Genomic DNA, 25,840 nt, shown 5'->3' on the forward strand with positions numbered 1-25,840 from the left:
GGTTACATGTCTAATAAATAAGCAAATATTAATGGAGCAACGATGGTTGCGTCGCTTTCAATTATAAATTTTGGGGTGTTGATATCTAGTTTCCCCCAAGTAATTTTTTCGTTAGGAACAGCACCTGAATAGGATCCATAACTGGTTGTGGAGTCACTTATTTGGCAGAAATAACTCCAAAAAGGCGTATCTGTACGTTCCATATCTTGATACAGCATTGGTACCACACAAATTGGGAAATCGCCAGCAATACCTCCTCCTATTTGGAAGAACCCAATTCCGTTTTTAGAATTGTTTGTGTACCAATCTGCCAAAAACGTCATGTATTCTATACCAGATTTCATGGTGCTTGCTTTTAACTCGCCTTTAAGCACATAACTTGCAAAGATATTTCCCATGGTACTGTCTTCCCAGCCAGGAACAATAATTGGCAAATTCTTTTCGGCAGCTGCATACATCCAAGAATCTTTGATATCTATCTCATAATATTCTTCCAAAACGCCTGAAAGCAATAATTTATACATGAATTCATGTGGAAAATAACGCTCTCCTTTTGCTTCGGCATCTTTCCATATTTTAACAATATGTTTTTGTAAACGTCTAAAAGCTTCTTCTTCCGGAATACAGGTATCGGTTACCCTGTTAAGGCCTCTTTCCAATAAATCCCATTCCTCCTGAGGGGTTAAATCTCTGTAATTTGGAACTCTTTCGTAATGGGAGTGAGCGACCAAATTCATAATATCCTCCTCTAAATTTGCTCCAGTACAAGAGATTATTTGTACCTTATCCTTACGGATCATTTCTGCAAATATTTTACCTAATTCGGCAGTACTCATGGCTCCTGCAAGAGACACCAGCATTTTTGCTCCAGAATTTAACTGGTCTTCATACCCTTTTGCTGCATCTACCAAGGCAGCCGCATTAAAGTGTAAATAATATTTTTCTATAAAATTTGAAATGGCTCCTTTAGTACTCATCGTCTTCGTTAAATTTTGAATTGTTGTTTTTATTTACGTATGAATTGTCAAAAGAGTTGTCGTACTCATCATCCACACTTTCGTTTTGAAATTTATAGCTTAACATTTTATAATACAATTTTGCGGCCAAGAAATCTGAAGATCTTTCAGTTTCATTAGGGCAAAGCTCCACTATATCGAACCCAACTACGTTTTTTTCGGCAAATACTTGTTTTAAAAACTCCAAGGTTTCGTACCATAACAAGCCTCCAGGTTCTGGGGTTCCTGTACTTGGCATGATGGAAGGGTCAAAAGCATCCAGGTCTATGGTAATAAACACATTGTCTGTCATCTGATCTATGGCAGAATCCATCCAAGTATCGTCTATAGCCATTTCATGGGCAAAATAAGTTTTATCTGAGTCCATAACGGTCGTTTCCATCACGTCCATGGAACGAATCCCTATTTGTATTAAATTGGTATTCTGGCTTGCTTCGTACAAAGCACAAGCATGATTGCACTTAGAACCATGGTATTCTTTACGTAAATCTGCATGTGCGTCCAATTGCACAACGGTTAGGTTGTCAAAACATTCATTAAAAGCCCTAATGGTTCCTATGGAAATGGAATGTTCTCCACCAAAGGCTGTCACAAATTTATTGCGCTTAATATATTTCTTGGTGACTTGGTGTACGGCATCCACCATAGCTTCCGGCGACGAGTTTTCTGTAACTGCATCAGCCAAAAACACGCCTTGCTGGTACACTTCTGTTCCGGTTTCAATGTCGTAAAGCTCCATATTCTCAGAAGCGTTCAAAAAGGCTTCTGGCCCTTTATCCGCTCCTTTTTGCCAAGTACTTGTACCATCATAAGGCACAGGAATCAAAACAATTTTTGAACTATCTAATTTTGAATATTCTTCTGGAATCCCAGCATACGTTTTATTGTTCATGGTAACCTAAAATTTTAAGTAAGTCTTCACTTTTTTGTTGTTCACTAAATAATTTTGTGGTGATGTTTCCATCTTCGTCTTTGTCTATTAATATGTGCTTTGGCGACGGTATCAAACAGTGTTGCAAGCCTCCAAATCCACCTATGGTCTCTTGGTAAGCTCCTGTATTAAAGAAGCCTAGGTATAAAGGTTTTTCTTTATTGTATTTTGGCAAATAAATGGCGTTCATATGCTGTTCGCTGTTGTAATAATCGTCACTATCGCAGGTTAAACCTCCTAGAAGCACACGCTCGTAACTATCGTTCCACCTGTTAATTGGCAACATGATAAAGCGTTTGTTTATGGCCCAAGTGTCTGGCAAGGTTGTTATAAACGACGAATTGATCATGTTCCATTTCTCACGGTCGTTTTGTTGTTTTTGGTAAAGCACTTCGTAAATGGCTCCTCCACTCTCTCCTACCGTAAAGCTACCAAATTCTGTAAAGATATTAGGTACAGGCACTTCTTCTTGTTCGCAAAACAGTTTGATTTGATTTATGATTTCATCCACCATGTATTCGTAATCAAAATCAAAAGCCAACGAATTTTTTATAGGAAAACCCCCTCCAATGTTCAAACTGTCCAAAGAAGGGCAAATTTGTTTTAAGCTGGTGTAAACCTTCAAACATTTAGAAAGTTCGTTCCAATAATAGGCATTGTCCCTAATTCCCGTATTGATAAAGAAGTGAAGCATTTTAAGTTTCACTTTTTTATTGTCTTTTATCTGTCTGTTGTAAAAAGGTACTATGTTTTTGTAACCAATACCCAAACGTGAGGTATAAAATTCAAATTTAGGTTCTTCTTCAGAAGCTATTCGGATCCCTATATTGTATTTGCCTTTTATTTCTTGAGACAGCAAATCTATTTCTTCGTAATTATCAATAATGGGAATACAGTTTTTATGACCATTATTGATTAGCCTGGCAATATTTGTAACATATTGAGAACGCTTGAACCCATTGCTTATAACATAGGTCTTATCTGTAATTTTCCCTTCGGCCTTTAAGCTTTCCACAATATCGATATCGAAAGCCGAAGAGGTTTCAATATGAATATCGTTTTTTAAAGCTTCGTTTAAAACATGTTTAAAATGAGAGCTTTTTGTGCAATAACAATAATGGTATTTGCCCTTGTATTTATGTTTTTTAATGGCTTTTGCAAACCATTCCTTGGCACGACCAATATTATTGGAAATTTGAGGCAGATAAGTGAATTTTAAAGGGGTTCCATATTCTTCAACCAAGCCCATTAAATCTACATCATGAAATTGAAGGTGTTTGTCTTCCAGCTTAAATTCTTCTTGTGGAAAATAAAAAGTTTGATTGATTAAATCAATGTATTTTGTATTCATTATGTGTTTTTAAAATGTAAATAATTTAATTTTTTAAAACGAAATGTTTAAAAGTAAACAATAATGAGTACAAATCAAATTTGAATTTGACTTTGTGTTGTTGGAACAAAGCCATATTGATGCTGACTGGCATATATGGTTAACATGGAAGTGAGCTTTAAAATCCGGTTGCTTAATCTGTAAGCTGCTTTTGATTGTAACTTCCTAATATTCAAAAGCCCGAACATAAAAACATAATTCAATTTGTTCAGCTAAATACTGTGCAAAAGAAATACTTTTTTTTAAAAATACAACTGGTTTTAAATTATTTTTTAATCTTAAAATTACAGCTTTATTTTTAGCTGTTTATGGCCATTAAAATATATACAAACGCAAGTTTTAAAACTTAATCGAATTGGGTATTATTTTATTCTTTGTGCTATTATTAGTATCTTGTGTAGACAGAAGATTTTTGTAAAACTTTTAAAATTATTAAGTATGTCAGATCAAGTTCAATTAGTACCAAATAATTCCTTAATCACTAAAACTCCTGAAGAAGGAAGACAGTTGGCCGTAAAGATGGCGCGACTAATTATTAAGGTAACACAACCAGATGCAGAGATTAGGGAGAAATTACGACCAGAATATGCAGAGGATGCTGGTCTGCTTATTGCTGTGGGCCAAACCGTAGCTACGGAATTTGCTACCATTGCAGCTGCCAACAATTATTGGAGATAGCAGTGAGCTTTAAAGCCCGCTATTTAAAAAAAGCCATCAATAAATAAATTGATGGCTTTTTTAGTAGTTTTTTATAGCATTTTTAGCGTGTTCAATTCTTGCTCTGTCAAGTGTTTCCAATGGCCACGAGGAATATCTTTCTTGGTCAAGTGACCTATAGCCACACAATCCAAACTAATAATATCGTATTTCAACTCGTCAAAAATAGTCCTAATAATGGTATTTCCCGTGTTTTTAATTTTTAAACCTATTTCTTTTTTGGAAGCTCCATCAATATAGCTTATTTCTTCAACAGCTATTAATTTACCATCTACCTTAAAGCCATCCCTAATTTTTTTTAGGTCGTCTATCTTTAAATTTTTATCCAATTCCACATGAAACAAACGTGGTACACCATGTTTGGAATTGGTGAATTTTTTTACAATGGCTTCATCGTTGGTAAACAACAACAACCCTTTGGAATTTCTTCCCAAACGTCCTATGGGCTTTATCCTTGAAGAGGTTGCGTTAGCCACTAAATCCATAACGGTTCTGCCTTTACCTTCGGCTGTTGTAGTGGCAAAACCTTTTGGTTTATTAAGCAATACGTATGCTTTTTTTTCAGGATTGACACGTCTGCCATCATAACGTACCTCATCTTCCAACTTTACCTTGTAACCCATTTCGGTTACCACTTGCCCATTAACGGAAACCAGGCCTATGGCAATGTGCTCATCTGCCTCTCTACGTGAACAAATTCCAGAATTAGCGATGTATTTATTTAAGCGAATCTCATTTGGATTGGATTTTTTTGGAGCTGCTTTTTTCTCCACTTGTGGTTTGGATGCAGAAAATGAATTCTTTCTTAAAGGCGAATTTCCTCTGGCATAACTTTTACCCTGTTGCGAACTACCTCCACGACTCGATTGGTTAGCTCCCGACTTTTGCTGTCCTCTACCAGATGATTTCCCCTTGCTACTGCTACCTTGATGTCTGCTCATAATTCGTTATTTTTTTTGCAAAGATACAGAAAGAGCAATTGCTTTCAAGCATCTAATAAACAAATCTTATATTCTATTAAGAAGTAAATTGGTGTTTATAAGCATGATGCTGAAAACACCTGCTACAATTATAAACTTTAGGATGTTATGCAATATTAAATAATGTGTTTTGGTTTTTGAAGCCCATAACAACAAAACAAACACAAACAACAAAACCACACTTAAATAAAAGAAATATACCATTTGTCCAACATGAAAATGAAATAATAGAAAATAAGCAGGAACGGTTGTTAAAAGCGCTAAAATGGTAAGCATGATTTTAGATACATTCTCGCCATACACAATAGGAATGGTATGGTAATTTAAAACCAAATCGCCTTTTATGTTTTCCAAATCCTTGGTAAGTTCCCTCATGGATATAATTAAAAATAAAAATGCAGCATGAACAAAAATAACATGCTCAAAATTTTTGTAATACATGAAAATGGCAAAAAAAGGTGTAATGGTTAAAATGGCTGATGTTAAGTTTCCCACAAAAGGCAGTTTTTTTAACTTGTGGGAGTAAAACCAAATACCAAAAATATATAATGAAAAGAAAATTACTGCTCTAAAAGACACATAGCTTGCCATAATCACAGCCATGAAATTAAGTACAAAATAAAAAGAAAGCTTGGTATTCTGACTCACCAATCTGTCCAACCTGGATTTATTAGGCCTGTTAATCAAATCTTTTTCAGAATCGTAGAAATTGTTAATGATATAACCTCCTGCTATGGTAGCTGCAGATGCCAAAACCAACATTAAAAGATTCAAATCCAACACCACTTCCCTTAAAGGCAGGTCGTGTGCAAGAATGTAAATGGATGTTAAATATTGGGCAATAACAACAATTAATATGTTGTAGCCCCTTACCACAGAAAACATGCTAAAAAACTTAAGTAGAATGTGTTTCTGTCTTCTGGTTAACATAAACTATTTTTAGGTTTTTTTGAACAGGCTCTGTACAAAATAGGGTTTAGAAGTTATAAACCACTTCCAAATTATAATCTTTAAGGGATTGTTTAGCCTTGTCAATATCTTCGGTGAACCCAAGAATATAACCACCACCTCCAGAACCACAGAGTTTCAAATAATACTCGTTGGTTTCAATACCCTTTTTCCAGAGTTCATGAAACTGTTGTGGGATCATTGGTTTAAAATGGTTCAGCACTACTTTGGAAAGCTTTTTGGTGTTCCCAAACAAAGATTTGATATCGCCTTTTAAAAAATCGTCCACACAGGCATCTGTATGCTTTATAAACTGATTTTTAAGCATTTTCCTAAAGCCTTCCTGCTTCATGCTTTCCATGAAAATACTAACCATGGGAGCAGTCTCTCCTATAACACCACTATCTATTAAAAAAACGGCATTCTTGCCTTCTGTATTTTGCGAAGGAATACCTGTAGCTTCTATATTGTCTTTGGAGTTGATAAGGATAGGAATGCTCAAATAACTGTTCAAGGGATCTAATCCAGACGATTTACCGTGGAAAAAAGATTCCATGGCAGAAAAAATGGCTTTTAACTTTAAAAGCTTTTCCCTTGTTAAATTTTCCAAAACCGTAATTTTATCAAAGGCATATTTATCGTAAATGGCAGCAACCAAAGCTCCACTGCTTCCTACGCCATAACCTTGAGGAATAGAGGAATCAAAATACATACCTGCTTCCAAGTCCTGTTGTAATTTTTTAAAATCGAAAGTTACCAATGAAGCATCTATGGTATGAAGATACGCTTCAAAACGTTTTAAACTATCATTGGATTTAATGGCTGTTTCAGAAGCATCATTGTTCATCTTCAACGCACCATTATAAAAATTATAAGGTATAGACAAGCCTTTGGAATCTTTGATAATTCCATATTCTCCAAAGAGTAAGATTTTCGAATAAAAAAGTGGTCCTTTCATTTTCTTAATGAACAATTAATAATGCAAAGTTAATAATTAATCTTTAGATGTTTTTACAATACTAACTAATAATCGTAACATTTTCTGCGATTTAAGCTTAAATTTTTCAAATTCCTCCTCATTTAAAAAACCTGTAGCATGAAGCAAATCAATCCAATACTGGCTTTCGATAGCAATTTTTAAGCTAATCGACATTTTGTTTGTAAAACCGGAATTAGTTTAAGCAAATTCAATTTCTCACAAATTAGCCCCTTTAGAATTCAGGATTTTAAGAGTTGTATTAACATCGCACATCCTTTTTTATTGTATGCTAAATCTTGATTTAGATTAAGATATCCAGTGCAAAATGGAACCTCTTTTCTATAATATTTGGTTATATGCTGAATAATTTTGGTTAAACTTTTTTAAAGTCGCCCTTTATAATTATTCATTTTTAACTTTTAACTACTTAATAGTTTAGCTCCAAAACCTACTTGGTCACAAATAAATTGTCCGTTTTGACAATATGCCACCAATTCATTCTTAATGAAATCCAAAATAACTTTACTTTCTTTTTTTGGATAAAGCACGTGAACATTAGCTCCAGCATCCAGGGTAAAACAGATATGCAACCCAGTATCTTGTCTAAAACGCCATATTTTATTGATTATTTTAAGCGTATTGGGTTTCATTAAAATAAAATAAGGCATGCTGGTCATCATCATGGCGTGTAGTGTTAAAGCTTCGCTTTCAATAATGGCAATAAACGCATCTAAATCTCCAGACTTGAGAATGGGCTTTAATTTTTCAAGATTTTCGTGTGCTTGTTTAAATCGGTTTTCGGCATAAGGATGCATGTGCATTAAATTATGGCCAACAGTACTGCTCACCTGTTTTTCGCCTTTATCAACCAATAAAATGGTGTCTTGGTAATCTTTAAAATTATCGTGGACTTGATAAGGGTATTTAACCCCAAATAAATCTGTGCTGCCCTCAACCGTTGTACTGTCTCCCCAAACAATTAAATCGCCTTCAATACTTCTGCAAGCAGATCCAGAGCCTAAACGCGCTAAAAAGGATGCTTTCTGGTTGAAATATTTTTGAGATTCTACACTATCGTCCTGAATGGCACTAAGTTCTTTTTCAACACTCATTAGGCACAAAGCCAAAGCACTCATTCCAGAAGCCGAAGATGCTATTCCGGAACTATGTGGAAACGTGTTGGACGTTTCAATTTTAAAATGATAGTCTGTTAAAAAGGGCAAATAGCTTTCTATACGTTTAAAAAACGTTTCAACTTTTGGTTTAAATTCCTCCTTTTTTTCTCCATCCAAAAACACTTCAAAAGAAAAATGCTGTGTGTTCTCTTTTTTGGAAAATGTAAGTGTGGTTGTTGTTTTGCAGTTATTTAAAGTAAAGCTAATGGATGGATTTGCAGGAATTTGATGCTCTTTTTTTCCCCAATACTTTACCAATGCTATATTACTTGGGGATTCCCATGTAACTGTTCCACTTTCCAACTTTGTGCGATATGGTTTTGGAATAAAATCTTGTTCTGTCATTATTGCAGTTTATTGTGACAAAGATAATAACTTTAGCATGGTATTGTAGTTTCTTGCCGTTGCAAATGTTTTAAGTGTACGTTCAAAATAATTAACATTAAATTTGGATTTTCCCATACCTTTATCGCAAAACAAGTAAAGACAGTCGTCAATTATTTGGTATTCATCAGCTTGATATACTATTTCCGAAGCTGTTTTTACCAAATCATCTTTTGGAGTTTGGTGAAGCATCAAAAAATAACTGGCTTTCTTTTTATCTTCTGAAAATGGACAATTGGCAAACATACGTTCGAGATCTGGTCTTGTTTTTGCCATCACCAAAACTTCAAAACCAAATTGAGCCAAAATGGCTTTTTGGATCTTGTTTTCTATAGAATTTGCATTTTCAGAAGATTCCAAAATTACATTCCCACTTTGAATATACGTTTGCACATTTTCAAAACCTTATTTGCTTAACAAGCCCCTCAAGTCTGCCATAGGCACTCTTTTATGTCCACCAACATTAATGCCTTTTAACAATACAATGTATGTCTTCATTCTAAAATGGATTTAGAAACAATATAAGCTCCTGTCCAGGCATTTTGAAAATTAAAACCTCCTGTAATGGCATCTACATTGATAACTTCGCCAGCAAAATATAGGTTTTTATGAAGCTTGCTTTCAAAAGTTTTAAAATTGATTTCTTTTAAATCAACACCTCCAGCCGTAACAAACTCTTCTTTAAAGGTACTTTTTCCATCTACCTTGAAAACTGCTTGGGTTAATTGCGAACTTAAATTTTCCAGTTGCTGCTTGTTTAAATCTGCCCAACGCGTATTTGAATTCATTTCTGAAGCTAAAACCAGTTTTTGCCATAATCGTTTTGGCAAATCAAACTGTGTGGATTTAAAAACTGTTTTTTTAGCCAGGTTATGTTTGAATTCCTTTAACATGTTTAAACAATCTTGAAACGAATGGTTTATAAAATTAATTTCAATTTCAAATTTATAATCGCGTTCAGCTAATTCAATGGCACCAAAAGCAGACAATTTTAAGATTGAAGGTGCGCTCATCCCAACATGTGTAATAAGCAATGGACCTTCACTACATAAATCAGTATCTAAAACTTTAATGGTAACATGCTGAGCCACAACTCCAGGAATATCTTGAATACGCTCATCTTTAATGTCAAAAGTAAAAAGCGAAGGCACTGGATTTAAAATGTTGTGCCCTAAGTTTTCGAGCAGTTTCCAGATTTTTGGGTTGCTTCCTGAGGCTATTACTAATTTTCCGGTTGTAAATTCTCCTTCGGTTGTTTTAATATTCCAAGAAACACCTACTTTTTCAAATGCTTTTACCACATGATTGTACATCACCTCAATCTTGAGTTTTTTGGCTTCGTTTAAAAAACAATCTATGATGGTTTGTGAGCTGTCTGACTCTGGAAACATCCTACCATCTGCTTCAACTTTTAAAGGAACACCTTTGTTTTCAAACCACGCTATGGTATCTCCAGTCATAAACTGATGAAAAGGTCCCAACAACTCTTTTTCCCCTCGAGGATAATTCAAAACCAATTCCTGTGGAATAAATTCGGCATGTGTAACATTACAGCGTCCACCTCCAGAAATTTTAACTTTTTGCAAGCCTTCTTTTCCACGTTCCAAAATGGCAATGGTCAAGTTCGGGTTTTGTTCAGCGATATTTATTGCTGCAAAAAAACCGGCTGCTCCACCTCCAACTATTATCACGTCTTTTTGTATCATAATCTATCTGGGACATCTGAAATTATGCCATCTACTCCATAGCGTTTCATGCGTTTTATGGTTTTCCTGTCGTTTACTGTCCAGGTATACACTTTATAGCCATTGGCTTGAGCCATTTTTACATTTTCTGAAGTTAACAGGGCAAAATTTGGATGAATGGCCATGGCATTAATGGTTTTGGCAAATTCCATGGCTTCAGTCACACTGGCCTTGGTTAACACTCCCAACGGTATTTGTTTATCCAATTTGTAAATGGCTTCCAATTCATGATGCTGAAAACTGGACACTATAAAATGACTGTAGTCCCATTTTTTTTCTTTGATATATTTTTGAACAACTTCACAACATGCCAAAGCCGTATTCCTTCCTTTTAATTCTATGTTTAAAATACATGTTTTATCAATCACATCAAGAACTTCTTCCAAAGTTGGAATTGAAAACCGATTGTTTACTTTCAATTGTTTTAATTCTGAAAGACTTGTTTTCCCTATTTCCCCTGTGCCATTTGTCATCCTATCCAAGGTAAAATCATGAAACACAACCAGTTCTCCAGTGGCACAAACATGGACATCTATTTCAATGCCATCAACCTGTTGTTCCAATGCTTTTTGAATAGATTCCAAGGTATTCTCGGGAACATAGCCCTTGGCACCACGATGGCCTATTTTTAAAAAGGGATTATTCATGTTTAAATGAATTAAAAAATTTGGTTTTTTAAACTATGGGACGCATTAAACCCTCTTGAGCAACCGAAGCCACCAATTTGCCATCACGCGTAAAAATATGTCCTTTGGCAAAGCCTCTGGCATTTGATGTGCTTGGCGACTCCAATGAAAAAAGGAGCCAATCGTCAAGATCAAAGTCCCTAAAATACCACATGGAATGGTCCAAACTGGCTGTTTGCAAATTTCCCCAATGCGCCTTACTGGCATGTGGCTGAATGGCAACCGATAAAATATTGTAATCTGAAATATAGGTCAGGATTTTTTGCTTGGTAGGCAAATCCAGGCTTGAAGTGTCACCTTTCAATTTAAACCAGATGTCTGCATAAGGAGGTAAATTCTTCTTTTCAAAAGGATTTGGTATTTGGGTAGGCTTAAATTCTACAGGTCTGGGTATTTCTAAAAATGTTTTTGTTTTTTTAGGCAACATCTCACCAAATTGCTCAAGTAAGTCGCTCCAACTCATTAAATCCTCTGGTTGTGCCACATTTGGTTCCATCTGGATTTGATGTTCGTAACCTTTTTCGTCTTTATGAAAGGATGCCGATAAAATAAATATAACGGTACCATTTTGGCTTGCCGTAACACGTCTTACAGAAAAACTGCCTCCATCTCGCATAATGCTTACTTGATAGCGTATAGGCAAGGATAAATTTCCGGCTTCCAAAAAATAGGAATGCATGGAATGCAACACTCTATTGTTTGTAATGGTCCTATAAGCTGCATTTATGGCTTGAGCCAAAACCTGACCTCCAAAAACATTGGGGCTGCCAACTGTTTCGCTTGTGCCTTCAAACTCGTTTTCAGAAAGTTGTTCTAAAATTAAAATATCTAATAAATCGTTTACAGATGTCATAAAAATGGAATTCTATTCTTTAATTTATCAAAACTATTAAAATCATTTTTGGGTTGGTCTTATTTTTATAATTAGTTTTGAAAAAAACCTGTTTTCTACCTTTTATGATTCGTAAAACACTGTATATCGTCTTATTGCTTTTTACAATAACATCTTGTAGGAAAGGAGGTTTAAAAAAAGTAGCCAGTCTTCCTTTATCCCTTAAGGAAGCTTCTGCTGCTGAAATGATTCCTGGCTCTTCACTTATTTGGACCATTGAGGATTCCAGGAACCGGAATGTGCTTTATGGTGTAAATGAGCATGGAACCCTTATCAAGGAAATAGAAATTAGCAATGCCAAAAACATAGATTGGGAAGATTTAACCAGTGACACTTATGGAAACATTTACATAGGTGACTTTGGCAACAATAAAAAAGAAAGAGACCATTTTACCATTTACAAAGTAACAGACCCAATGGCTATTGAACATTCCACCATGGCAGATGTCATTACATTTAAGCTTCCGCCTAATTTCAAACCAATGAATTTTGAAGCTTTTTTTATTTATCAACATCATTTTTACATCATCAACAAAGCCAATAAAGAAACCAAAATGTTTAAGGTGCCCAACACTATTGGAAACCATACAGCCGAATTTGTGTGTTCTTTTGATTTGGATTGTGAAGACACCAAAATTACCTCTGCAGCCATAAGTCAAGACAATAAAACCATTGTGCTCCTCAATAAAAGCATGCTATGGAAAATAACAGAATTTCACTCAGATAACTTTTGTGAAGCAACCATTGAAAACAGGTCATTCAATCATTTTTCCCAAAAAGAAGGTATTTGTTTCAAAGACAATCATACCATTTATGTTACAGACGAACGCGTATGGTTTATTGGAGGCAATATTTACAGGATTGAAATTGACTAACCTTCACAAAAAATTATTTCAACTTGTTTGCATGTAGTTTTCGCAGTTTCGCCAATTTTGGCGTAATTACAAAACTGCAATATCCTTGTTCTTTATTGTTTTTATAATAATCTTGATGATAGTCTTCTGCTTCATAAAACACATCCAACTGGCTTATCTCGGTCACAATCTTATCTTCGTAGTAAGAAGCCACTTCTTTAAGCACTTGTTCGGCCACTTCTTTTTGAGTACTGCTGTGATAATAAATAACCGAACGATATTGAGTACCTGTGTCTCCTCCCTGACGATTTAAAGTTGTTGGATCATGCGTTGTCATAAAAATGATTAGAATCTCTTTAAAGGAAATAACATTAGGGTTGAAAGTGACTTGAATCACTTCGGCATGACCTGTTAAGCCAGAACATACTTCCCGATAAGTAGGTTTGCCTGGAACCGTTCCTCCAGAATAACCCGAAACCACTTTTTCCACACCTTTAACCTCTTGAAAAACAGCTTCCGTACACCAAAAGCAACCACCTCCAAAAGTGGCTAATTGTAAATTTTTATCAGTCATTTATACTTCCTTTTCTAAAATAATGGATTCAGAATTTACACAATACCTCAACCCACTTGGTTCAGGACCATCTGGAAACACATGCCCTAAATGCGCATCGCAGGTATTGCACATCACTTCCACACGAACCATTCCAAAAGAGGTGTCTTTTTCATACTTAATGGCGTTTGGCTGAATGGGTTGTGTAAAACTTGGCCAACCGGAATTGGACTCAAATTTTATGGTAGAGTCAAACAATGGTGCATGGCAACACACACAATTATATTTTCCAGCATCATGAGCTTTACAAAGAGCTCCACTATGTGGACGCTCGGTTCCTTTCTGTCTGGTAATCCTATATTGTTCTGGTGTTAAAATGGTTTGCCATTCCGCATCAGACTTTTCAACACGTTTATCTGGAGCAGGATTACCATTTACCGAATAATCAATAACATCTTTCCAAGTTAGCATTTTAATGGTTCTTTCTTTTTTGTTTAACATATCATGCTTATTAGCTTTTGTTTGTCGTAAAATATCATTTTGACTTACAAAACAAAGCTACTGAAAACAAAAAAGCTCCAACATAATGTTGAAGCTTCTACTTATTTTGTGCGGGTGGGGAGACTCGAACTCCCACACCTCGCGGCACCAGATCCTAAGTCTGGCGTGTCTACCAATTCCACCACACCCGCAATAAGGAGTGCAAATATAAAAATTAGTTTTAATATACAAACGCATCTTATCATAAAAAATTCTTCATGTTTTTGTATTTTTGAGGAAATTCAAATATATCTTATGAAAAACATATCCACTTACGTTAATCAACATAAAGATCGGTTCTTAGAAGAACTTATAGATTTACTAAAAATTCCATCCATAAGTGCAGACTCTGCCTATAAAAAAGATGTCTTGCACACAGCCGAAGTTGTAAAAACCAGATTGGAGGAAGCTGGTTGCGACCATGTAGAAATATGTGAAACAGCTGGCTACCCAATAGTTTATGGCGAAAAAATAATTGATAAGGATTTACCAACTGTTTTGGTTTATGGACATTACGATGTACAGCCACCAGACCCTTTAAATTTATGGAATTCACCTCCTTTTGAACCTGTAATCAAGAAAACCGAACTGCATCCAGAAGGCGCCATTTTTGCTCGTGGTGCTTGCGATGACAAAGGACAAATGTACATGCATGTTAAAGCCCTGGAGTTTATGACCAAGACCAACCAGTTGCCTTGTAATGTAAAATTCATGATTGAAGGTGAAGAAGAAGTAGGAAGTTCCAATTTGGCCATTTTTGTTAAAGAAAATCAAGAGAAATTAAAAAACGACGTGATCTTAATTTCTGATACAGGCATGATAGCCAAGGACGTTCCGTCCATTACAACAGGCTTACGTGGTTTGAGTTATGTGGAAGTGGAAGTTACTGGTCCCAATAGGGATCTACATTCAGGTTTATATGGTGGAGCTGTCGCCAATCCTATAAACGTTTTAGCTAAGATGATTGCTTCCCTGCACGATGAAAACAACCATATTACCATTCCAGGTTTTTATGACAAAGTGGAAGAACTTTCAAAAGAAGAACGTGCCGAAATGGCCAAAGCGCCTTTTTCTCTTGAAGCCTATAAAAAATCCTTGGATATTGATGCCGTTTATGGCGAAGCAGGTTATACCACCAACGAACGAAATTCCATTCGCCCAACACTAGATGTAAATGGCATTTGGGGAGGATACACTGGCGAAGGGGCCAAAACGGTTATTGCCAGTAAAGCCTATGCCAAAATTTCCATGAGGCTGGTACCTCATCAAGATTGGGAAAACATTACGCAACTTTTTAAAACTCATTTTGAAAGTATCGCTCCAAAGGGTGTAAAGGTAGAAGTAAAACCCCATCATGGTGGACAAGGTTATGTTACTCCTATAGACAGTATAGGGTATCAAGCAGCAAGCAAGGCATATTTTGATTCTTTTGGCAAAACACCTATTCCACAACGTAGTGGAGGAAGTATTCCAATTGTTTCTTTATTTGAACAGGAATTAAAAAGCAAAACCATTTTAATGGGCTTTGGTTTGGATAGTGATGCCATTCATTCACCTAACGAACATTATGGCTTGTTCAATTATTACAAAGGCATAGAAACCATTCCTTTGTTTTATAAGTATTTCACTGAATTGAGTGAATAACGAAACTAAAAAAACTGTCTGAAAAAAAAATCATCTTATCATTTTAAGCGCAGTCAAAAAATGTAAATTTTAATTTTTAACTGCATTTTGACTGCGCTCAAGATGAGATTTTCATTAGAATAAACTTATTGTTTCACCACTTTAAAGGCGCCCGATTTTTGAGTGCCTTTTATTTTTAAATAATAGATTCCTGATTGATAATCATACATGTCTATTTTTAGTTGCTTTGTTTTTGAAGTGGTTTCCAAAATTAATTGTCCGGAGACGTTGTATAATTGAATAGCAAAAGCAGTTTCTAGATCTGAATCGATTTGCAAGGTAGATGTAACCGGATTTGGAGTAATCTTAAAATGCTCAGCATTGGATTCCTCAATACTTAAATTTGTAAATAAAATACAATCGCTCATTTCCACACAGGAACCTACAGTTATTTCAACAGCATAAGACCCAATGGTTTCTGGATAATACGTTTGGTTAACTGCTCCTGCAATTAAAGTATTTGTATCGCAATTATACCATTGATAGTTGGCACCATTTTGATTGGCCTCTAAATAGGCTGCTGTACTTGTTAAAGTGTTGTCTATGGCCTGCAAATTTCCTTTTGTAAGCAAATAGGCTGTCACCAATTTTGTGATTTCTTGAAAATACGGCAAGTCCAAAGTGCTTAACCTATCTGCAGAGGAGTGATAAAATGGTGTTTCATCGTTGGTTTCCCAGGATTCCCCAACCAAAACAGCTGGAAAACTGTTAACCCAAAAAGAGGCATGGTCGCTTGCTGAAGTTCCTGGATTTACAGTTATGGGATTCAAGTTAAAAGTATAAGTATTTAACAGGTTTAACAAATCGTCTTTAATAGTTAAGGAACCATGTAAATCCCTTACATCAATATCAAAATCGTTATCACCTGGTTGTCCAGGTTCATCTCCATCGTAACCCATCATGTCCAAATTAACAACACCAAGAATGTTTAAATTATCGGCATTTGCTAAATTGGCATAGTGTCTGGAACCACGCAATCCAATTTCTTCTTCATCCCAAAAAGCATAAACAATAGTGTTTTCCATACATTGAGTTGAAAGTACTCTGGCAATTTCCAATATGGCTGCAACTCCAGTTGCGTTATCGTCTGCACAGTAATCTGCAATGGCGTCATAATGGGCACTTACCAAATAAATATTGTTTGGATTGGTATTGCCCAATTGTGTGGCTATAATGTTTTTGCCTGTAGTGTTAAAAAGTTGCTCTTCAATCGTTAGGTTGTTAAATTGCTCAAGTCTCTCTTTAATATAATCTGCTGCCAAATCGTTGTTAGCATGCTGACGGTTTATAATGGTTACTTCAGTTCCGTATACCATAGTAGGTTGTTCGCCAGAAAATTCGCTAACTGTTGCTTCCAGTCTATCAACATCTATTTGGTTCATGAGCTCTTGAACGGTTTGAGCAAAAGAGCTTACGGGAAGCAACACAAATGCAAGGATAATAAGTTTTTTCATCTATAATTAAGTGGGGTAAATTAGATGCAAAGATAGGTTTTTTAAAAAAATATTGTGAAACTATTTTGATTTAACTAAATTTATTCTACATTTGTAGAGTAAACTCTAAATCTGTAGAACAATGCAAAGTTTATCCAAAACCGAAGAAGATTTGATGAATTATTTATGGAAACTTGAAAAAGCTTTTATGAAAGATTTACTGGAAGCTTATCCAGACCCTAAACCTGCAACCACTACTGTTGCAACCTTATTAAAACGCATGACAGAAAAAGGATTCGTAGATTATAAATTGTACGGAAAGTCCAGGGAATATTTTCCTTTGGTGAAAAAAAAGGATTATTTTTCCAAGCATGTAAACGGACTCATAAAAAATTTCTTTAATGATAGTGCATCACAATTCGCCTCTTTTTTTACAAAAGAAGCCAACCTAACAAAAGAAGAACTGGAGGATTTAAAAAGACTAATAGATAACGAAATTAAAAACAAGTAACCATGGTAGACTATCTTATAAAATCCAGTGCTTGTCTGGCTGTTTTTATGCTTTTCTATAAACTGTTTTTAGAAAAGGAAAGCATGCATGTTTTCAAGCGGTTTTACTTATTGATATCCTTATTGATTTCTATTGGGATTCCTTTTATCACTTTCACACAATTTATTGAAGTTCCAGTTAAACCGAATGATTTTATTATAAGTAACTCTACTAATCCAACAACTATCCAAGAGGAATCTATTAATAATTTTCCCTTAATTCTTTGGAGCATCTATGTTTTAGGCGTTGTCGTTTTTGGCCTTAAATTCATTTTCAATTTATCTAAAATTTTGAAAAAAATAAAACAAAATACAAAGTTGAAAACTCAAAAATCTATTCATGTTTTATTAGAAGAATTAATAGTTCCACATACGTTTTTAAGCTACATTTTTTTAAATAAAACACATTTCGAAACCCAGAAAATTCCAGCAGAAGTATTGATTCATGAAGAAGCTCATGTCATACAAAAACACTCGCTAGACATTTTATTTATTGAATTATTTCAGATTATATTCTGGTTTAATCCACTTATCTACATCCTAAAAAAAAGCATCAAGTTAAATCATGAGTTCTTGGCCGACCAAGAAGTGATTAAAAAAGGAGTTACACTCTCAAAATATCAACAAATGTTATTGGCATTCTCATCAAATGCCTTAGAACCACAATTGGCAACAGCCATTAATTATTCATCCATCAAAAAACGATTTACAGTTATGAAAACATCATCATCAAAAACAGGAATTTGGTTGAGAAGCATCGTGCTACTCCCTTTATTAGCATTATTAATTTATAGCTTTAGCACAAAGAAAGTTATTGAAAAAGAAACTGCTATTTTAAGCGAAATATCTCATGACGCACAACAAAAAGCAAGTCCAGAAGAACTTGCAGAATACAACAAGTTGGCTAAACAATATAATTTACAACCTGAAGCCACACGTATCGTTCCTTTAAATGATTTAAAAAAGCTAGAATCTATTTTTAATAAAATGACAATTCAACAAAAAGAAAATGCACAACCATTTCCTAATTGTCCACAAAAACTTATTCCAACTATTAATGGAATTCTTTGTGAAGGAGGCTGTACAGTAAACATATCTAGAGAAGCAACTAAAAAATTAATTTTAGGAACCAATACAGGAGAAGCCATAACTGACTTTATGATTAAATTTATTGGTAAACCAACGGTTTCTGTTTCTGGCAACAAACTAAACAAGAAAGCCATTGCTTTATTGAATGAAAATGAATCTGATAAAATGATTCAGATTTTTAATATAAAAACCACGAACTCACATATTAAAATGCCCATTTTAATTCAATTGGCAGATAAAAACGATGAGAATTACTCACATTCTCCAATTGTAAAAAAAGGTGAAAAAAGTGACATTCCACCTCCTCCAACACCACCAAAAGCCCCTGAGATACAAATGAATCAAGACATGCCTCCTCCACCTCCTCCAATTCCAGCAGATGCAACTCCAGAAGAAAAGGTTAAATATCAAAAAACAATTGACGAATACAATAAGTGGTATAATACAAAAGTAAAAAAAGGTGAAAAAAGTGACATTCCACCTCCTCCAACACCACCAAAAGCCCCTGAGATACAAATGAATCAAGACATGCCTCCTCCACCTCCTCCAATTCCAGCAGATGCAACTCCAGAAGAAAAGGTTAAATATCAAAAAACAATTGACGAATACAATAAGTGGTATAATACAAAAGTAAAAAAAGGTGAAGTGTCTAATATTCCTCCACCACCTCCACCAAAATCACCTTTAGATTTTGTTATTGATATGGCGAAAAAAGATGCTACATTTTATTATGAAGGTGAAAAAATATCTTCAGACAAAGCTATAAGTATATTAAAAGAAAATAAATCTATGAATATTTCATCTAAAAATTCAACTGGAAAAAACCCAAAAGTTTATCTAAGTAAAGAGCCTATTACTATAGATTAATAGTTACAACTTTTGAATTTATATGTTAATGCCTCGAAAATTCGAGGCATTTTTTTGTAACAAATAAGCATAAATTGCGTTCTAATAGTCTATCAATCAAAATCAATCGCATCATGTTAAAATCATTCTTTATCCTGTGTTCTGGATCAGATTCCGATATTTTAAAAAGCTGTTCCAATGGCGAACAAAACAAATATGCAGGCATTGGGGCCACTGTGTTCTTTACAGCTGTTATGGCAGGTATTGCTGCTAGCTATGCGCTTTACACTGTTTTTAATAGTGTTTACATGGCTATAGGCTTTGGACTTATCTGGGGTTTACTCATTTTTAATTTGGATCGCTTTATTGTTTCAACCATAAAAAAAAGAGAGCGTTTTTTGGATGAATTTATCCAAGCTTTGCCCAGAATTATTTTGGCGATTATTATTGCCATCGTTATTTCGAAACCCTTGGAACTAAAAATATTCGAAAAAGAAATCAATCACGTATTATTGGAACAAAAAAATGAATTGACGCTTGCCAACAAAGAACAGATTGCGCAGCAATTCAATCCTAAAATTTCAGATTTAAACAATGAAATTGCAGGTTTGGAACTTCAAATTACAGAAAAAGAAAACAGTGTAAACAACCTATACAACACGTACATTTCTGAAGCTGAAGGTACAGCAGGTACCAAATTACTTGGCAAAGGTCCTGTTTATAAAGAAAAAAGGGATAAACATGATGCTGCTTTACTGGAGTTACAGCAACTTAAAAAAGAAAACAAAGAAAAAATTGCAACTCTGGAGAACCAAATTACCAATCTTGAAAACACCTATAACACTCAGGTTAAAAACACACAACCAGTTATAGATGGTTTTGATGGCTTAATGGCACGAATAAATGCATTGGGGAAACTACCTTGGCTACCTTCGTTTTTTATATTTTTACTGTTTCTGGCCATAGAAACATCACCAATAATAGCTAAACTTCTCTCTCCTAAAGGGGCTTACGATTTAAAACTGGAAGATGCCGAAAGTGCTTTAAAAACTTGGGTAAAACGCAATGCAGAAGAAAGAAACACCCTTTTAAAAACAGAAATAAACTTAAACAATAAAGTTTACAGCAATATAGCCGAAGAGGAAGAACTATACCAATATAAACGCAAAAAAGCCAGGGAGTTGATGCAGTTGCAAGCTGACGCCTTTTTTAAAAAACAACAAAACATCCTGTAATAAATATCTTCAAAAAAGCAGTTTCCCTATTGCATTTGAACTATTATGATTATTTTTACAAAAACCTAAAGTTGTTTCACTTACATATTTATGAGCCATCATCCGTTTCAAAAAATTGCTTTATTGCCTACATTGTTAAAAAAAGGTAGAGCTAAATATGTTTGGAATGTTTTTTTAAACAGATTGTACTCCAAAGAAATTGCTTTTGGTTTTAAAAGGGATTTAAGTGTGCCTTTTAAAAAACCAAGAACCCTTAAACCCATCACCATTCGTACATGTATTGATACCGACGAGGCTTATTTTATAGATAACCCAAACAATGGTTTAATCCATAAGTTCAACACTTGTTATGTTGGTTTGACCAAAGAACAAATTCCTTGTGCAAGGGTTTGGTTAATTGATGCTTCTGAAAATAAAAAGTTAAAATCCATTTGGGGAAAACGGTTTCCTCAACTTAAAAAAGACGAGGTATTACTTGAAAACGTTTTTACAGTCCCAAAATATAGAGGTATGGGTATTATTCCTGCTTTTTTATATGATGTCGCTGAAACAAGTAAAGACCTAGGAGCCAAATATGCCATCACGTTTGGTGAGGTAAAAAACAAAAACACGTCCAGGTCTTATAATTATGCTGGTTTTAGTCCGTATATAGTAAGACGTGTCTCTTACTTTTTGTTTATAAAATCCATAACATTTGAAGAGGTTTCTAAGGAATATTTAGATTTTTATAATGAATCCATTAATAGAAAGACAACTTCAAAATAAGCTGACTATTTTATTTTTTTTCCTGAAGCACTCATTTTAATAGCTTTTTCAAAACAGATTTTTTGAGGGATTTTATACATGGCCAATTTTTTGGAACAGATATGCAATATTTTTTCCTTGAGTTGTTCCTCATTAAATGTTCCCTTGGCTACAATGGTAGCCAGTATGGCCTCTCCAAACACATCGTCGTCGTAACCAGAAATGGTACAGTCCATCACTTCTTCCAATGAAAGGATGACAGCTTCAATTTCCTTGGGACTCACTCTTTTTCCTGTCACTTTTAAGATTTCTTTTTTTCTGGCTACCAAATAATAAAAGCCTTCATTGTCCATAATGGCTACGTCTCCTGTGTAAAGCCAACCATTTTTTATGGTTTTTTTTGTTTCTACCACATCTTTATAATAACCCAACATAATGTTTTTGCCTTTGGCCAATAATTCGCCCTCTTTGTTGGCACCTAATTTCTTACCTGTTTCATCTACAATTTTAAAACTCACTTTTGGAATGGGTTTCCCTATGGAACTGGTTTTTGCTTTAATGTGCTTGGGCTCCAAATAAGACAATCTGGCTGTAGCTTCGGTTTGTCCATACATGATATAGAAATCTATTTCTGGGAATGCATCAATAAATTCTTCAATAAAAATCGTGTGCAATTTCCCTCCTGCTTGAGTTACATACCTTAAATCTGGAAAGGCTGTTGTTTTAAAACTATTCGATTTTTTCAACAAAATTTGAAAATGACTTGGCACGCCAGCAAAACCTGTGCATTTATAATCTTTAATATCGCTAATAACAGCTCCTAAAAACATGAAACTATTATTTAAAACCATGGAGCCACCAACCCTTAAATGGGTGTGCAAAAGCGACAAACCGTAGCAATAATAGAAAGGCAACACCACACACATAATGTCTTTGGAGGTCAGTTTCAGGTACGAAATAATGGAGTTGGTATTGGCTATAATATTTTCATGGGTAATCATGACACCTTTGGGAAGTCCCGTAGAACCTGAAGTAAAAATAATTTCTGCCACTTGATTTTTGTTTATATCCACGTAATAATCATCCATCGCTTGATGATCTATTATTTGTTGTAAATCCAACTCTTCAATAACCTGAATTTCTGATGGCAGCATGTATTTGTCCCGAATGCTTTTGGCCATAAAAACCGTTTCACATTCGGTTTCCTTCAAGATATAATCAAGCTGTTCCTGCTCGATAGCGAAATTTAATGGCACGCAAACATTTCCAGATTTTAAAATGGACAAATATGCTGTAATAAAAAACCCTGAATTTGGACTAATTATCAAAATGTTTTTATGAGCTCCAACATACCTGTTTAAAAATGCGGCCACTTTTAAGCTCTGTTTATACAGGTTTTTAAAAGAAATGGTTTCTTTGGAGCCCAATAAAAAATCTTTTTCAAGATGTTGTGAAGACTCAAAAAAATAATCGAAAACATTCATGTTCATCGTTTTTTTAAAAAATTGGTTTCATTCTTAAATACTCGGTCGTTTTTCTTTTTCTTTCAAAACTTTTATAGATGTTTTCAATCTCCTTGGTGGTTTTTCCCATAACCTTTCCAACCTCTTCTGCTGGGTACTTATGTTCCCATCCATACCATATCAAATCCATGGATTCAAAAGGCATTTGGTAAAAAAAGTCTTCTTGGGATTGTTCTGCAGTATATGTATCTGTAGTTGGAGTCCTGTCTATAATTTCTTGAGGCACGCCTAAATGTTTTGCCAATTGATACACTTGGGTTTTGTATAAATGCCCAATAGGCATGACATCTGCACCACCATCACCATATTTTACAAAAAAGCCTTGCTCTACCTCGTGTTTGTTTGGCGTTCCAATAACAGCATAATGCATGCGTTCTGCATGATAGTAAAGCATAGACATCCTGCTTCGCTGTTTAAAATTTGTTGAAGCTACAATCTGCAAATACTCCTTTGCTGGCAAAAGTTTGCTTACAACATCACCATTTGGCTTGATGACAGTTATGGAAAAAATAGCTGGAATGTTTTCAGCAATATTTTGTTTGATTTCAATTTTAGCCTTATCCACTTTTTTATCGAAATCTGGAATCACACGTAAAATTGCTTCATCCCTTCTTTCGTAACACCCAAAACCATCCAATGCATTCGTTATGTCTTCCACCAAAGTGCTTACGCCATAAGTTGCTGCCAATTGTTCGGCAAGTTGTCTGCTATCATCACTGGAATCCTGTTCTGGAAGCATGATGCCCAAAACGTTTTTAGCACCAAAGGCCTTGGCAGACAAAGCCAAACAAACCGAAGAATCAATGCCTCCACTTATTCCTACAATGGCTCCACGACGTTGCAGGTTTTTAGTCACATCTGTTTTTAGTTTGGCAACAATACGGTTACAGACTTGCTCGATATCGTCTATGTGAATGATTTCTTTTGAAAATGGCTTGCGTTGTTCTGGTTTCATGGTGTTGCGGTTTTATTCTATGATTATTTTATCTAGTGTGATTAATTCGGATTCTGAAATATTTGGAATGGATTTTTTTATAAACAAATCGTATAAGATCTGAATGGATAGCACAGCTGTTATGGCCATGTTATCCATCTCTGAAACCCCTTTATTGGATATTATTTTTGAAAGTAAGGTTTTTACATGTTCTACATTGAAAACACCAAACTCTGTTAGTCGCTGTTCTGAAAGCATGGTTTTTAAGTATTCCGGTAATGTTTCTGAAGCAAAAAGGCTTCTAATTGGCGCTCTATAGGCCTGTTTGGACCTATTTAAAATGGCATCTGGCAATCTGTCTTTCATCATTTTTTTTAAGAGATACTTCTCGTTTAAACCATGAAGTTTTAAATCTGGATGTAAAGCCATGCAAAACTCAATGACACGATGATCCAGAAACGGATAACGACCTTCTATGGAATTGGCCATTCCCATCCTATCTCCTTGTGAGGATAACAAATAGCCAGACATGAACAAGTGGATTTCCAGCCATTGTGCTTTTGTAAGATAATCGTAACCCGAAAGTTTGGATTCCAATTTTTCTTCCACTTCTGCAATAGGATTGTAGTCTTTAATGGTTTCTTTAATAGTGTCTGAAAAGTAATTTTTTATTCTACTGGTATTATGCCATCTTAACAAATGAGAATAAATTGGTGAATTTGTTTCGGTTAATTTATAGCCAAAAAACATCTTTAACATGTTGCTGCTGGCTTTATTTATTTGTGGCAGATAAGGATAGAGCCTTTTTAACAACAATGGTCTTAGTTTGGACTGTGGGTCTTTTGCCCAAAAATGTTTTATTTTTGCCTCCTTAAAAATGTTGTAACCTCCTAAGAGTTCGTCGGCACCTTCACCAGTAATTACCACTTTTATATTATGGTCTCTCACGTTTTTGGACAGCAAGCCCATAGGTGTTGGTGCTGTACGTAAAAGTGGCGCTTCGGCAAACCAAACCACCTCCTTAAAGTAATTGGAAATATCTTGTTCGCTACAAGTCACACTGGAATGCTCTGTCTTAAAATAGGAAGCAGCTATATTTTGATAAGCAGATTCATCGAAATCCGTTTCTGTAAAACCAATAGAAAAGGTTTTAAGCTTATTTGGTGAAACCTGTTTGATAAACGATGTGGTTATGCTGGAGTCTATACCTCCACTTAAATAAGCAGCAACTGGAACATCTGCTCGTAGCCTTAGTTTGATGGAGTCTAAAAAAATATTTTCGAAAGCAGTTGCAGCTTCTTCAACAGTTGTAAAATTATATGCGTTTGGTTTTATTATAGGCAGCTCCCAATACGTGTTACTTTTAATCCCTTTGTGATTGACAAGCATATAGGTTCCTGGAGGCACTTCAAAAACATTTTCAAAAACAGTATTTGGAGATAAGGCTGTCCAAAATGTTACATATTCAGAGAGTGCTTTGTTGGAAAATTTCAATGAAACCTCAGGATATTCCATAAAGGCTTTTATTTCGGAAGCAAAGACAAAAGCGCTCTTGGTTTGGGTGTAAAATAGAGGTCTGATCCCTACACGATCCCTTGCCAAAAACAATTCCTCTTTATGCTTGTCCCAAATAGCAATGGCAAATTGTCCGTTTAGCTTCTTGAGGCATTCTGGACCATATTCTTCGTATAGATGCAAGATCACTTCGGTATCGCTTCGGGTTTTAAAGCTGTGGTTTTTCTGGATTAAATCTTCCCTAAGTTCCATGTGGTTATAGATTTCGCCATTAAAAACAATCCACAATGAATTGTCTTGATTGGAAATAGGCATGGTGCCTGAACTCAAATCAATAATACTCAACCTCACACTACCCAAGCCCACGTAATCTGAAACATAAACACCACTTTGGTCTGGACCACGATGTTTAATTCTTGTAAGCATGTGTTTTAAGGTAGAAACAGATTGCTTTTTATTTATTTCTCCATAAAATCCAGCGATACCACACATATTAAAT

23 protein-coding genes, 1 tRNA gene and 2 pseudogenes are annotated in these 25,840 nt (G+C 35.0%); 7 read left to right on the top strand and 19 right to left on the bottom strand.

Annotated elements, in window-relative coordinates:
• Nucleotides 1-2: 2 nt before the first annotated feature.
• The 3 genes from D778_RS06595 to D778_RS06605 are packed head-to-tail and all read right to left on the bottom strand — an operon-like array spanning nt 3 to nt 3,298.
• Nucleotides 3-977, bottom strand: coding sequence for a deoxyhypusine synthase family protein (locus tag D778_RS06595; RefSeq protein ID WP_007648925.1), 975 nt, complete (start codon nt 975-977; stop codon nt 3-5).
• Entirely contained in the window at nt 967-1,908 is a 942-nt protein-coding gene (gene speB / locus D778_RS06600; RefSeq protein ID WP_007648926.1) for an agmatinase, read from the bottom strand. Before speB ends, D778_RS06595 begins: the two co-directional genes overlap by 11 nt.
• Nucleotides 1,898-3,298, bottom strand: a complete 1,401-nt coding sequence (locus D778_RS06605) for a type III PLP-dependent enzyme domain-containing protein (RefSeq protein WP_007648927.1) — start codon at nt 3,296-3,298, stop codon at nt 1,898-1,900. The genes speB and D778_RS06605 overlap by 11 nt, the downstream gene beginning before the upstream one ends.
• A 477-nt stretch (nt 3,299-3,775) precedes the next feature.
• On the opposite strand from D778_RS06605, the gene D778_RS06610 reads away from it, so the two are divergent.
• Nucleotides 3,776-4,015, top strand: coding sequence for a hexameric tyrosine-coordinated heme protein (locus tag D778_RS06610; RefSeq protein WP_007648929.1), 240 nt, complete (start codon nt 3,776-3,778; stop codon nt 4,013-4,015).
• A gap of 71 nt (nt 4,016-4,086) precedes the next feature.
• Here the strand turns inward: D778_RS06610 and D778_RS06615 are convergent, their stop codons facing one another.
• From D778_RS06615 to D778_RS06655, 9 genes and pseudogenes are all read right to left on the bottom strand, one after another.
• Nucleotides 4,087-4,995, bottom strand: a complete 909-nt coding sequence (locus D778_RS06615; RefSeq protein WP_007648932.1) for a pseudouridine synthase — start codon at nt 4,993-4,995, stop codon at nt 4,087-4,089.
• Between the two features lie 66 nt (nt 4,996-5,061).
• On the bottom strand, nt 5,062-5,964 hold the full coding sequence (locus tag D778_RS06620) for a geranylgeranylglycerol-phosphate geranylgeranyltransferase (RefSeq protein ID WP_007648935.1): 903 nt from the start codon (nt 5,962-5,964) through the stop codon (nt 5,062-5,064).
• 46 nt (nt 5,965-6,010) lie between these two features.
• Nucleotides 6,011-6,940 carry a mevalonate kinase family protein gene (locus tag D778_RS06625; protein WP_040491729.1) on the bottom strand — a complete coding sequence of 310 codons (930 nt, stop codon included), beginning with the start codon at nt 6,938-6,940 and terminating at the stop codon, nt 6,011-6,013.
• Nucleotides 6,941-6,976: 36 nt separating this feature from the next.
• A pseudogene (locus D778_RS14895) lies at nt 6,977-7,141 on the bottom strand (four helix bundle protein); the annotation flags it as partial.
• A gap of 239 nt (nt 7,142-7,380) precedes the next feature.
• Nucleotides 7,381-8,481: a diphosphomevalonate decarboxylase gene (locus D778_RS06635; RefSeq protein WP_007648939.1), complete on the bottom strand. Its 1,101-nt coding sequence runs from the start codon at nt 8,479-8,481 to the stop codon at nt 7,381-7,383.
• A gap of 9 nt (nt 8,482-8,490) precedes the next feature.
• A pseudogene (locus D778_RS06640) lies at nt 8,491-9,018 on the bottom strand (DUF1697 domain-containing protein).
• Nucleotides 9,015-10,226: a BaiN/RdsA family NAD(P)/FAD-dependent oxidoreductase gene (locus D778_RS06645; protein WP_007648941.1), complete on the bottom strand. Its 1,212-nt coding sequence runs from the start codon at nt 10,224-10,226 to the stop codon at nt 9,015-9,017. The pseudogene D778_RS06640 and the gene D778_RS06645 overlap by 4 nt, the downstream one beginning before the upstream one ends.
• Nucleotides 10,223-10,912: a glycerophosphodiester phosphodiesterase gene (locus tag D778_RS06650; protein ID WP_007648942.1), complete on the bottom strand. Its 690-nt coding sequence runs from the start codon at nt 10,910-10,912 to the stop codon at nt 10,223-10,225. The genes D778_RS06645 and D778_RS06650 overlap by 4 nt, the downstream gene beginning before the upstream one ends.
• Before the next feature lie 28 nt (nt 10,913-10,940).
• A complete protein-coding gene (locus D778_RS06655; protein WP_007648943.1) occupies nt 10,941-11,804 on the bottom strand; it encodes an acyl-CoA thioesterase in 864 nt (287 codons plus the stop codon).
• A 104-nt stretch (nt 11,805-11,908) separates the two neighbouring features.
• Between D778_RS06655 and D778_RS06660 the strand changes: the two genes are divergently transcribed.
• Nucleotides 11,909-12,718 (top strand): hypothetical protein, encoded by an 810-nt coding sequence (locus D778_RS06660; RefSeq protein WP_007648945.1) that lies wholly within the window; start codon nt 11,909-11,911, stop codon nt 12,716-12,718.
• A 13-nt stretch (nt 12,719-12,731) separates the two neighbouring features.
• Here the strand turns inward: D778_RS06660 and msrA are convergent, their stop codons facing one another.
• The 3 genes from msrA to D778_RS06675 all read right to left on the bottom strand — a co-directional run bounded on the left by msrA (nt 12,732) and on the right by D778_RS06675 (nt 13,942).
• Nucleotides 12,732-13,271, bottom strand: a complete 540-nt coding sequence (gene msrA, locus D778_RS06665) for a peptide-methionine (S)-S-oxide reductase MsrA (RefSeq protein ID WP_007648947.1) — start codon at nt 13,269-13,271, stop codon at nt 12,732-12,734.
• A complete protein-coding gene (gene msrB / locus D778_RS06670) occupies nt 13,272-13,721 on the bottom strand; it encodes a peptide-methionine (R)-S-oxide reductase MsrB (protein WP_040491772.1) in 450 nt (149 codons plus the stop codon).
• Between the two features lie 139 nt (nt 13,722-13,860).
• Nucleotides 13,861-13,942: transfer RNA gene (locus tag D778_RS06675), tRNA-Leu, on the bottom strand.
• Nucleotides 13,943-14,045: 103 nt separating this feature from the next.
• Between D778_RS06675 and D778_RS06680 the strand changes: the two genes are divergently transcribed.
• Nucleotides 14,046-15,434, top strand: coding sequence for a dipeptidase (locus D778_RS06680; RefSeq protein ID WP_007648951.1), 1,389 nt, complete (start codon nt 14,046-14,048; stop codon nt 15,432-15,434).
• Nucleotides 15,435-15,559: 125 nt separating this feature from the next.
• Here the strand turns inward: D778_RS06680 and D778_RS06685 are convergent, their stop codons facing one another.
• Nucleotides 15,560-16,927 carry a M28 family peptidase gene (locus D778_RS06685; protein WP_007648953.1) on the bottom strand — a complete coding sequence of 456 codons (1,368 nt, stop codon included), beginning with the start codon at nt 16,925-16,927 and terminating at the stop codon, nt 15,560-15,562.
• 121 nt (nt 16,928-17,048) lie between these two features.
• Here D778_RS06685 and D778_RS06690 point away from each other — a divergent pair, with 121 nt between their 5' ends.
• The 4 genes from D778_RS06690 (at nt 17,049) to D778_RS06705 (ending at nt 21,390) form a co-directional block, all read left to right on the top strand.
• Nucleotides 17,049-17,417 (top strand): BlaI/MecI/CopY family transcriptional regulator, encoded by a 369-nt coding sequence (locus D778_RS06690; protein ID WP_007648959.1) that lies wholly within the window; start codon nt 17,049-17,051, stop codon nt 17,415-17,417.
• A 110-nt stretch (nt 17,418-17,527) separates the two neighbouring features.
• Nucleotides 17,528-19,411, top strand: a complete 1,884-nt coding sequence (locus tag D778_RS14165; RefSeq protein WP_162138293.1) for a M56 family metallopeptidase — start codon at nt 17,528-17,530, stop codon at nt 19,409-19,411.
• 113 nt (nt 19,412-19,524) lie between these two features.
• On the top strand, nt 19,525-20,625 hold the full coding sequence (locus tag D778_RS06700; RefSeq protein WP_007648961.1) for a DUF4407 domain-containing protein: 1,101 nt from the start codon (nt 19,525-19,527) through the stop codon (nt 20,623-20,625).
• A 90-nt stretch (nt 20,626-20,715) separates the two neighbouring features.
• A complete protein-coding gene (locus D778_RS06705; RefSeq protein ID WP_007648962.1) occupies nt 20,716-21,390 on the top strand; it encodes a hypothetical protein in 675 nt (224 codons plus the stop codon).
• Between the two features lie 5 nt (nt 21,391-21,395).
• On the opposite strand, the gene D778_RS06710 is transcribed toward D778_RS06705, so the two are convergent.
• From D778_RS06710 to asnB, 3 genes are read right to left on the bottom strand one after another with little or no spacing between them, the layout of a single operon-like run.
• Nucleotides 21,396-22,859 (bottom strand): class I adenylate-forming enzyme family protein, encoded by a 1,464-nt coding sequence (locus tag D778_RS06710; RefSeq protein WP_202898524.1) that lies wholly within the window; start codon nt 22,857-22,859, stop codon nt 21,396-21,398.
• A gap of 7 nt (nt 22,860-22,866) precedes the next feature.
• Nucleotides 22,867-23,847: an NAD(+) synthase gene (gene nadE, locus D778_RS06715; protein WP_007648965.1), complete on the bottom strand. Its 981-nt coding sequence runs from the start codon at nt 23,845-23,847 to the stop codon at nt 22,867-22,869.
• A gap of 12 nt (nt 23,848-23,859) precedes the next feature.
• A complete protein-coding gene (gene asnB, locus D778_RS06720) occupies nt 23,860-25,833 on the bottom strand; it encodes an asparagine synthase (glutamine-hydrolyzing) (protein WP_007648967.1) in 1,974 nt (657 codons plus the stop codon).
• Nucleotides 25,834-25,840: the final 7 nt, after the last annotated feature.

Origin of the sequence: Xanthomarina gelatinilytica, assembly GCF_000348685.1 — a bacterium.
GTDB lineage: Bacteria > Bacteroidota > Bacteroidia > Flavobacteriales > Flavobacteriaceae > Xanthomarina > Xanthomarina gelatinilytica.